At 51.5% G+C, this 9,315-nt stretch carries 7 protein-coding genes and 1 pseudogene; 7 read left to right on the top strand and 1 reads right to left on the bottom strand.

The annotated features are described in order from the left end of the window. Positions 1–99 (bottom strand): annotated as a pseudogene (locus HGI46_RS19985) (IS5/IS1182 family transposase); the annotation flags it as partial. A gap of 208 nt (positions 100–307) precedes the next feature. On the opposite strand from HGI46_RS19985, the gene HGI46_RS19980 reads away from it, so the two are divergent. From HGI46_RS19980 to HGI46_RS19950, 7 genes are all read left to right on the top strand, one after another. After that, positions 308–481, top strand: a complete 174-nt coding sequence (locus HGI46_RS19980) for a hypothetical protein (RefSeq protein WP_168905584.1) — start codon at positions 308–310, stop codon at positions 479–481. A gap of 551 nt (positions 482–1,032) precedes the next feature. Then, positions 1,033–1,287 carry a hypothetical protein gene (locus HGI46_RS19975; protein ID WP_168905583.1) on the top strand — a complete coding sequence of 85 codons (255 nt, stop codon included), beginning with the start codon at positions 1,033–1,035 and terminating at the stop codon, positions 1,285–1,287. A 128-nt stretch (positions 1,288–1,415) separates the two neighbouring features. After that, positions 1,416–2,762, top strand: a complete 1,347-nt coding sequence (locus HGI46_RS19970; protein WP_168905582.1) for an O-antigen ligase family protein — start codon at positions 1,416–1,418, stop codon at positions 2,760–2,762. Beyond that, complete coding sequence (locus HGI46_RS19965) at positions 2,759–3,448, top strand: polysaccharide biosynthesis/export family protein (RefSeq protein WP_240946915.1); 690 nt, start codon at positions 2,759–2,761, stop codon at positions 3,446–3,448. Before HGI46_RS19970 ends, HGI46_RS19965 begins: the two co-directional genes overlap by 4 nt. Before the next feature lie 2 nt (positions 3,449–3,450). Then, complete coding sequence (locus HGI46_RS19960; RefSeq protein WP_168905581.1) at positions 3,451–5,688, top strand: polysaccharide biosynthesis tyrosine autokinase; 2,238 nt, start codon at positions 3,451–3,453, stop codon at positions 5,686–5,688. Next, entirely contained in the window at positions 5,689–6,780 is a 1,092-nt protein-coding gene (locus HGI46_RS19955) for a hypothetical protein (RefSeq protein WP_168905580.1), read from the top strand. Between the two features lie 1,122 nt (positions 6,781–7,902). Further along, positions 7,903–9,189 (top strand): oligosaccharide flippase family protein, encoded by a 1,287-nt coding sequence (locus HGI46_RS19950; RefSeq protein WP_168905579.1) that lies wholly within the window; start codon positions 7,903–7,905, stop codon positions 9,187–9,189. The last annotated feature ends 126 nt before the right edge of the window (positions 9,190–9,315 follow it).

The following is a 9,315-nucleotide window of genomic DNA, read 5'->3' as shown; positions in this document are numbered from 1 at the left end:
AAGAAGGGGCTCGAAGAAAGCCCATTCGGCATCGGTTAAATCTGTTGGTAAAGCTAGCATGCTTCGCGCATGGAGAGCGCGAGTGGTATCGGTCCACATCGTTGTATCCCAGGTAGTTTTTGGCGAAACCCCTGAATCAACGACTGGGCGGGTCGTCAAGCTAACCCACTGATACCACTCAACTTAGTTTCGGATCGAGCTCAACGGCGAGCCGCCGGGTTCATGTCCTTGTCTTGCTTCGCTCTCGCCCCAGCACTCTGATGTCAAGAGTGCGATCGGGCATCATGCTTGCGTAACGCTCCTTGACATGTGCCAGTTGTTCCTTGGCGGCATCGTCGCTTTCCGGAGTGTCGATCGCTATCCGGGCTATGACGAGGCCATCTGCGGGATCGCTGACACAGATGAACGGCTGGGTTGCCTGTTCGGCAAGGGCATCAAGGTCAAACCCGTCAGCAAGTGTCCAATGGTTGCCGGAGCGTGAATGAATAGGCCGGTGGCAGTAGCGACAGGCGGCAACGAAATACTCGTTGTCGCGTGTCCGGGATCTGCGCGCAGGGGAATGTGCTCGGGTGAACCAGCACTGGGTCAGGGTGGGTGAGGACGCAGGCCGAATGGTCATGAGACCATGCTTGGATAATCGTGGTTAACCCTGCGTTAGCAGCGCCATCAGGCCTTTTGCTTAGCCGGGTGCGGCGCATGCGCATAGCCGCCTGAACTAAAGATAAGATGATGTTCATGATTTAGTCAGCACCGCCAACGGTGGCGATCCGGACGTCCCGCCTTGTCCGGGGAAGAGTTTTTGCTCGTCTCCTGGCAGGGCGCTGTACCAGATAATGTAAAAGAATACAGGCACTTGACGATGGCGCAGCCAGGTCTACAATGCTGCGTCCTGCCCCGGGCAGAAACCAACCAGGGATCGGCGGGTTGTGGATGGGGCGCACTGAACGAGTAATATTAAGCAGTTGCCATTGGTTGTGCAGTGCGGTATTTCAAGCCCACAGGTCGCAAACTGATTCTGGAATGGAGACCGTTATGAAGATCAAGTCTATGATTGCCGCTGCCGCTGCTGCGGCGATGCTGACTGCTCCTGTGGCGGCCAATGCCGGCACGACTGCGGCTGCATCGCTCAATGGCGTAAAGCCCGTCCTCAGCAGCAAGGAAGTCCGTGCGTCGCGCTCGGTGAAGCGTGAAAACGGCATTTCGGCCGCTGGCTACGTCATTGGCGCGCTTGCTCTTGGCTTTGCCACCTACGGTATCGTGAAGGCTATCGACAAGTCGAACGGCTGAGCGAAACCTGATACAAGGAAAGGTTGGTCGGCTTGATCGGCCAGCCTTTTTTTGCGCCTGCAGATTGCTGCCGATGGCGCATTTCCGGCTCTGCGAGATAGAGACATTCTGATTGGGAGAGCTTTGGTTTGCAGCGCATTCCTAAGGTTCGGCAAGCTCGGCTGATCGCAATCCTGGCAGTGTCGCTTGTTTTGGGTGGGGGCGGCGTTCCTTACCCGTTGCCCAATATGCTGGTGCAACTTGTCGTCCTTGGTATCTTGCTTTGGCCCGCAAGAGCGCCGGAATCCGCGCTGCAGTTCAGGAAGTTGGACCGCGCGCTGCTTGCCCTGATTGCGATCACTGTCGCATTGCCAGTCTTGCAAGTCATCAAGTTGCCTCCGGAGCTGTGGACAAAGCTTGCCGGTCGTGAACTTGTGCTGGCCTCTTTGACGGCTGCAGAAATGCCCGATGCATGGATGTCGTTCTCGGTTGATCCTGCGCGGACAATGATGGCGGCCCTGAGCCTCATTCCTGCGGTGGGTGCTGCGCTTCTGGTGGCCAATGCATCGGTTCGCGATCGCAGCTATGTGCTCAAGAGCCTGGCTGCAATGGGTCTGTTCATGGTTCTGCTCGGCACTATCCAGCTCTCGTCGGGCAACCGCATCCTCATTCCCTACGACCAGATCCGCAATCCGCACCAGCTCCACGGCTTGTTTGCCTATCATAACCCTGCAGGCTTGTTTCTCGATATCTGCCTGCTCATCGTCATCCTGCTCCCGCAGCAATTGCGCACGCGTAATCTCGATCTTGGACTGCGCATCGGGATTGGTCTCATGTTGGCGATTGCGGTGGTGCTGACCCAGTCGCGATCGTCGCTTGCACTTGCGATCGTTCCTTGCGTCGCGCTGGCATGGCGGGTCGGGCAGTCCATCCATGCCCGCAAGGGCCGCCTGAAAGCGGCAGGCCACCGAGCCGTGATCGGTATCGCGCTGCTGGCAATGACCGGTATCGCCACGGTAAGCTTGCTCCTGAGCAATACGCGAGTGCAGCAGGCGCTCGCCCGGTTCGATGACTTGCAGGATGCGAGACCTGCGATCTGGGAGGATTCGTGGAGCGCGTGGCAGGCATTCTGGCCAGCAGGTGCCGGCACCGGAACATTCACGACCGTCTTCCCGATATACGAGTCACTCGAGAATCTCGTTCCGGCCGCAACAAACCGCGCGCATAACGATTACCTTGAGCTTGGTATCGAAAGTGGCATTGTCGGATATGCTGTTCTGCTGTGCTGGGTCGGATTTCTGCTGGTGCGCCTTTTCAGGACGGCGGTGAATGACGAACATCGAGCTCAAAAAGTGATCTGCGCCACAGCTTTCGTGATGATTGCAGGGCAGGCACTGATCGACTACCCCCTTCGCAATGAAGCCATGCTGGCGATTGCCGGCTTGCTGGTCGGCTTGCTGACCCGGCCGCCCGAATATGAAGGAAAGCAGACTTGAAGGTTCAACCTGTCACACTGTCGGCGTTGCTAATTCTCACGCTCTCGGGCTGCTATTCGCCTGCCGCATATCTGCCGCGCGGCGAGGATGCGTACAAGATGGTTCCGGCGGCAGACCCCGGCAAGGGCCCGGCGCAGTACCGCATCGGCCTGCTTGACACCCTTTCGATCCGCACTTTCCAGGAACCGGATCTCTCGTTCGAAAAGATCCAGGTCGATGCCGGCGGCAATATCAACTTCCCACTGGTCGGCACGGTTCGCGTCGTAGGCAAGTCCCCCATCGAGCTCAGCCGTGAGCTGGAGAAGGGCTTGTCGGCACGATATATCGTAAACCCGCAGGTCGTGGTTGGCGTCGAAACCTCCGCCGCACAGCGCGTGGTGGTTGAAGGCAACGTGATCGAACCGGGCGTCTACGAAGTTTCGGGTTCATCCAGCCTCATGGAATCGATCGCTCGGGCCAAGGGGCTCACGCGCGTTGCGCAGGTCAACGAAATCGTCGTGTTCAGGCAGATCAACGGACAACGCATGGGCGCCGTTTTCAATCTCAAGGATATCCGCGAGGGTCGCGCACAAGATCCCGAAATCCTCGGTGGCGACCAGATCGTGGTCGGCTTCAATGCGGTCAAGGGCGCCTATCGCGATTTCATTGCTGCGGCACCCATCTTTAACGTCTTCCGGAATTTCTGATCATGACTGGTGAGCAAGCTTTGAACAATAATACTGGGCCATTCGATGCGAATATGAATCGGGGCGGTTACCCAGACGACGGTGAACCATTGTTGGTAATCGACTTCCGGCGACTGCTAAATCTGCTGCGCAAGAATATTCTTTGGATCATTGGTTTTCTGGCTGCTGCGGTATTGCTAGGGACAGTGTTGACCCTACTCGCTACACCGACATATACTGCTCGATCATCTGTCTTGGTTGAGCAACAAGCCGATCAAATTTTGGAGGGGAGCGAGCTCACCCAGAACAACTCATATCAAGATGCAGATCGCTTTCTGCAAACACAGGTTGACGTTTTAAACAGTCAATCTTTGGCTATGCGTGTTGTAGAAGCTGAAAAGGCCAAAGACGATCCTCACTTCTTTGAATCGCTAAAAAGCGAACTTCCAGAATATTCGGATCTTCCGACGAACATGACCAGCGCAAGCGCGCTCAATGATTACAGATTAGAGCAAGCGATTATTCTTTTGCAAGAAAATCTGACAATTACTCTGCCAAGAGAAAGCAGGGTAATTACAATCAGCTTCCGCTCGTCTGACCCCAAGCTTTCTGCGCGTATTGCGAATGCTGTCGCCAAGGAGTATATAGACAGCAATCTCAATCGCAAATTCGACAGTTCATCTTACGCGCGCGATTTTCTTGCGCGACAACTCCAGGAAGCAAGAGCTAAGTTAGAGACATCCGAACGCGAATTAAACCAATATTCCCGAGCTGCCGGATTAATCCGAGTTGCCGGTCAGGGGGTTAACGCAGATCGAGAGACTACCCTTTCAGTCACTAACGAGAGTTTGGTGCAAGCCAATGCTGCAGCAAACCAGGCGGCAGCTGATCGCGCTGCCGCGGAGGATCGATGGGAGGCAATTGCCAGAGTCCCAGTCTTAACCACGCCGCAGGCATTATCTAATCCTGCGATCCAGGCCATGATAAAGCAAAAGGCGGAAATTGATGCGCAGCTTGCGGCGGCTAGGGCGCGGTACCTCGACGATTATCCAGCGGTTTTGGCCCTAAAGGTTCAATCTAACAAGGTAGAGCAGCAGATACAGAGTCTAGGCGAGGGCATAAAGCGCTCAGTCTATCTTGATTATCGCGCGGCACTCGAGAAACAGCGTACACTTCAGGACGAAGTGGTAAAACTAAAGGGAATTGCTCTAGCTGAGCAAGATCGGGGCGTGCAGTACAACGTTTTGAAGCGTGTGGCTGAGACAAATAGATCTTCCTATGATGCATTGCTTGAACGCTTTAATCAATTGAACGCGACAGCGGGGTCATCAGCGAACAACGTGTCATTAGTTGATGAGGCTGAAATCCCTTCCGAACCTTCTTCTCCAAATTTCGGAAAGAATATCGCCCTCTCGGTGCTGGCAGGTCTTGTCGTGGCCACTGCGTTTGTATTCTTGCGTGACCATTTTGACGATTCGATCCGCTCGCCGCTCGATGTTGAAGCAAAGCTTGGTATTCCAATGCTCGGCCTAATTCCGCACGTTGGCTCCGAATCGCCTGGCAATGCTCTGGAGCAAGTGCAGCGCGATCCAAAGCTTCCGATAAGCGAAGCTTACGTAGCACTTGTTACGAACCTGAATTATGCGACCGTAGATGGAATGCCGAAGTCAATCGCGATTACGAGTTCGCAAGCTTCGGAAGGAAAGTCTACCACTGCGAACGCAATAGCAATTGATCTAGCGAGATTGGGGCGAAAGGTCATCCTGATTGACGCCGACATGCGTCGCCCCACTCTGCACCGCATTAAGGGGTCGTCTTCCAGTGCCGGCTTATCAGATGCACTAAGCGGCAATTCTCGGTTCCAAGATGTAATCGTGAAGGATTCAAATGAGCCTAACTTGATGTACGTCTTCGCAGGACCACGACCGCCTGAACCATCAATGTTGCTAGGACGTGATAGATTTTCGAAAATTTTGGAAGAAGCAGTTTCGTCAGCTGATGTAGTTGTCATAGATTGCCCACCAATGCTTGGACTGTCTGATACAGCATCAATATCTGCACACGTTTCGGGAACGTTGATTGTTATTGATGCTTCACAAGGGCACCGCGGAGCAATTAAATCGTCCCTCCGGAGGCTTTCACTTGTCAGCGCTAACGTAATCGGGGCTGTCCTGACAAAATTTGATCCCAAGACTGCCGATTCCGCTTATGGCTATTACGGTTACAATTATTATAGCTACGGCACTGCCGAAGGTGACTAATTGGGTATGCTCGCGAAACATTCCATCAGTCTGTTTTTCGCTTGGTTGTTGGGCGCCATTGTAATCATCGTTGTGAATTGGGATTATTCACGGGTGGCGCTTGCCCAAGCGCATTTGGCCGACGGATCCATAGCTAATTCTCAAACATCCACTGGGTTTGACCCCGTAAGTGAGGTGACGGTTAAAGATGTTTTGCGACATCCACTCAGTTCTGATGTCGTTACTGCCTATGCAACCTACCAAATCGCAAATGGGACTAGAACGGGGTCAACTGCCATGGCATTTGCCGCTGAGCTTGGTTGGAGGGCTGTCGATGCGCAGAAGGCTGTCGCCGTGGCTGCCATTCAAGGCCGTAAGTGGGATGTTGCGGCATCGAGAATAGTTGCTCTGGCGCGATTAAAAATGCTCGATGGCATGGAATTTCACTTAGACCGAGAAGATAGCCACATTTTAGCGACAGCTTTGAACTCCCGCTTTATCGATTCTGCTGACGGTTGGTTCTATTTGTTACGATGGTTGCGATCATCACATCTGCATTCGTTGCGCGAGGAACTTGTACGGGACCAACAGTTCCTTCGATCAGCCACGCAATGCGAAGCGTTGGGTGATTTCGCAACTGAAGAAATTGACCTTGGCAATGTAGAGTTAGGGATTCAGGCCGTGGGTGGAAAATGTCGGGCCTATCTGTCAGATTTAGATGATTTTTCGCCAGTGACTCGCACGACGGCCCTTGATTCGCACGGGCCATTCGAGTGGCGGATGTTTGAGTCTTCTAGTGTGCGTATATCAGCTGATAAATCTGGACGATTGGCTAGTTTTCGTATTTCAAACAACAGTAGCGGGGAGGAATTGGTCTTGAGTAGATTGGTATCCGCGACAGGGCTAGATACGATGGCAAGAATTGAGGTAGTGGATGGCTCGAATCCGGGTGCAGGGAGTGCAGCGCTCCGCACACTGACTACGTGTGTAGGCGCCATTCAATCAAAGCGCTCGGAGGATCTATTTGATCCTTTTGCTGGGGCGAGGAGCCAATGCCGTCTTTTTCGTATCCAAATTTTCCTGAAACCAGGAGATTATATCTTAATGATTTAAAAGGGCTGGTCGTTAGTGCATTAGACCTTGGTTTTGGGCAAGTCCGTCTAACTTGCGCTTCGTCGCCAACAATTTAGCTGCTGGCGTAAAATACGCCATTTCAGATGGTCTGTTTTCTTGAAGAAGGGATATCAATTGTACTCTCCGCCCCTAGATCCAACTAACAAATCGCTAAAGCGGTTGGTGCTCGTAACAGGCATGCCTAGATCTGGGACTACTGTCATCGGTGAGCGATTGTGTGGCGAGGGTAGTGTTTGTGAATTATATGAACCGCTAAATCCTGAGGTTGGTCTTGCGTTTGCTAGGGCACCGTTTCCTATGCTTGCATCTTCGAGTTCCTTAGGCCTAATCTCGCCACTCGATCTCGACACCCTCATTTCGCGTATAAGTCAGTTAAAGTTTAAGTTTGGATTGAGACGCCCAGGATCTACACGTTCGTCCCTATTCAATAGGACCAGAGTTTCAGCGTGGAAGGCTCGGCTGAATCCAAGATGTGCAACGTTGGTTTGGAAGGACCCATTTGCAGCCTTTTTGGCGGGGGAGATCAATCGGCGGTTCGGTATTCCAGTAGTATTCACGCTGCGCGGACCGCTGGAAACTGCAGCAAGTTTCGTGCGGATGAATTGGGAACATGATAATGACGAACTTGCAGGTCGTTATCGACTTTCAGGTGGCGACCTTCCCGTCACTGATGATTATTTAAGGCTTACAGATGTTAGGCACTCAGTACAGGTGGCAGTGGCTCTTTGGTTGATGCTACATTCGTGCGTGAGGCGGTGGATGATAGAGGGATTACCCATCTTATGGGTTGGTATTGATGAGAATATATCAGATCCCGATGGCTTGGGTTTGCGGCTGTCTCAGTATACTGGATTAACTGTAGCGACATCTAATCGTCTTTCCGGAGACTCTGATAGTGTCGACTATGCCCTACCCAATCGTGCCCACATAAGAGAGCGATCTGCGGCGTCAATACAAAACTATTGGCAGTCGGCGCTGAATGCGAGTGAGGTGTCCTGGATCAATGAGTGCTGTTCCGATATCTGGAGAGATATAGAGGCCAGGTTGTTGAAGTCTTGAATGCAGAAGTTTTACTAGTTGAGTATTTTAGGAAACTACAGCATGATTGCTTCCAGGCTTGTTGGGTTAATAGATTACTTCCGGCGGAAGGGCGGCATCGAATTTGCTTTTAGCACCCTTGGTTCAGGTGTATTCGCATTAAGCTTGTCAATCTTTTTTCTGTTTGCAGCTCGGTCTTTGCCTGTAGATGTGTTTGGTGCGTTCTCAACATGCTATGCGATTGCATCATCTCTTGGAGTATTCGTCGCCTTTGGCTATCCTCAATCAATCCTGACTGCAGATGTTGGGAGAATGCATGAATTCTCGCGGGATATATATAGACTTCAGTTTTTATTGGCGATGTTCCTAATTGCTTGTGTGTGTATTATGGCGTTGATATTTCGATATAGTGTTTTTACTATATTGCCATTATGCTTTGGGGCATTTTGCCAAGCGTTGAGTAATACGTGGCAGAGCGTGTTTCGAGTAACTAATAAGCATAGTATCGATGGGGTTATTCGCGCTCTTTTTAAGTCAATGTTGATAGTTTTATCGGCCGTTACATTATTTGTTGGAGATGTCAGCGCTTCGTATTTTGTTTTTATATTTTGTGCGGTGAATATGTTTGAGCTTGTTGTATCTTGGTTCTGTGTAAGGAGAATTATTAAGTTTAGAGATAGTGCTTTTTCTTTTCGCCGAATCATTTCAGAGTTTGTCTGCGGCTTACCTTATCTTTCGGATATTTATATGCAGAGGTTGATCGGTACATTCGATATTATCTTTGTTGGGCTTTTGACGAGTTCACGCGAGGTTGGGCTTTATGCGATCGCGCAGAAGTTCTTTCAAATGGCGTTCGTATTCGCGGAGCCGTTGCGAAACACTCAGGTGCCACGGTTAGTAAATGCTGTCGGAGAGGGACGTTCTTTTCGTTCGGTATTTTGGCAAGTCGCAAAAATGGTAGCGGTTGCGGCGGCTTTGGGTAGTATATTTTTGTTTTTTGCGTCTATTAGAAGATTTTTAGGGTTTGTTGGGTCGGATTATGCTGATGCGAGCGAAATAATTCTATTGTTCGCGTTTGTTGTTCCTTTGAGGTATTTTGCTAGTATTTTAGACTTCGCTCTTCTTGCGCGTGGTTTGGTGAAGTTACGAATATATGCTAATTTTTGCGCAAGCGGAGTTTATGTTATTGTAGGCCTTTATTTGATTACGTCTTACGGTGCGATTGGTGGCGTTATGTCTGTGTGGGCGTTTTGTTTGGCAATGGTTATTTTGTTGGTGAGTTGTGTAGTGCTAAAGTTACCTGATGTTGGTTTTCTTCGTAGACCAACGCCTGCTGACAAAGATGGTTAGCGTCGTTTCCCGCGCGTAGCTGCTCAGGAGGTTGGCACTGAGGCCGATCAAGCGACGGCGAAGCGTCCGTCGACGAGATCGCGGATTGCGCTGAGTGCGGACTGGTCAGAGAGGCGTGCGGTGCCG

The sequence above is a fragment of the Novosphingobium sp. ERW19 genome, from assembly GCF_012641315.1.
Classification (GTDB): domain Bacteria; phylum Pseudomonadota; class Alphaproteobacteria; order Sphingomonadales; family Sphingomonadaceae; genus Novosphingobium.
Note: the sequence above shows the minus strand (reverse complement) of the source record. Positions and strands in the feature narration are given on the sequence as shown.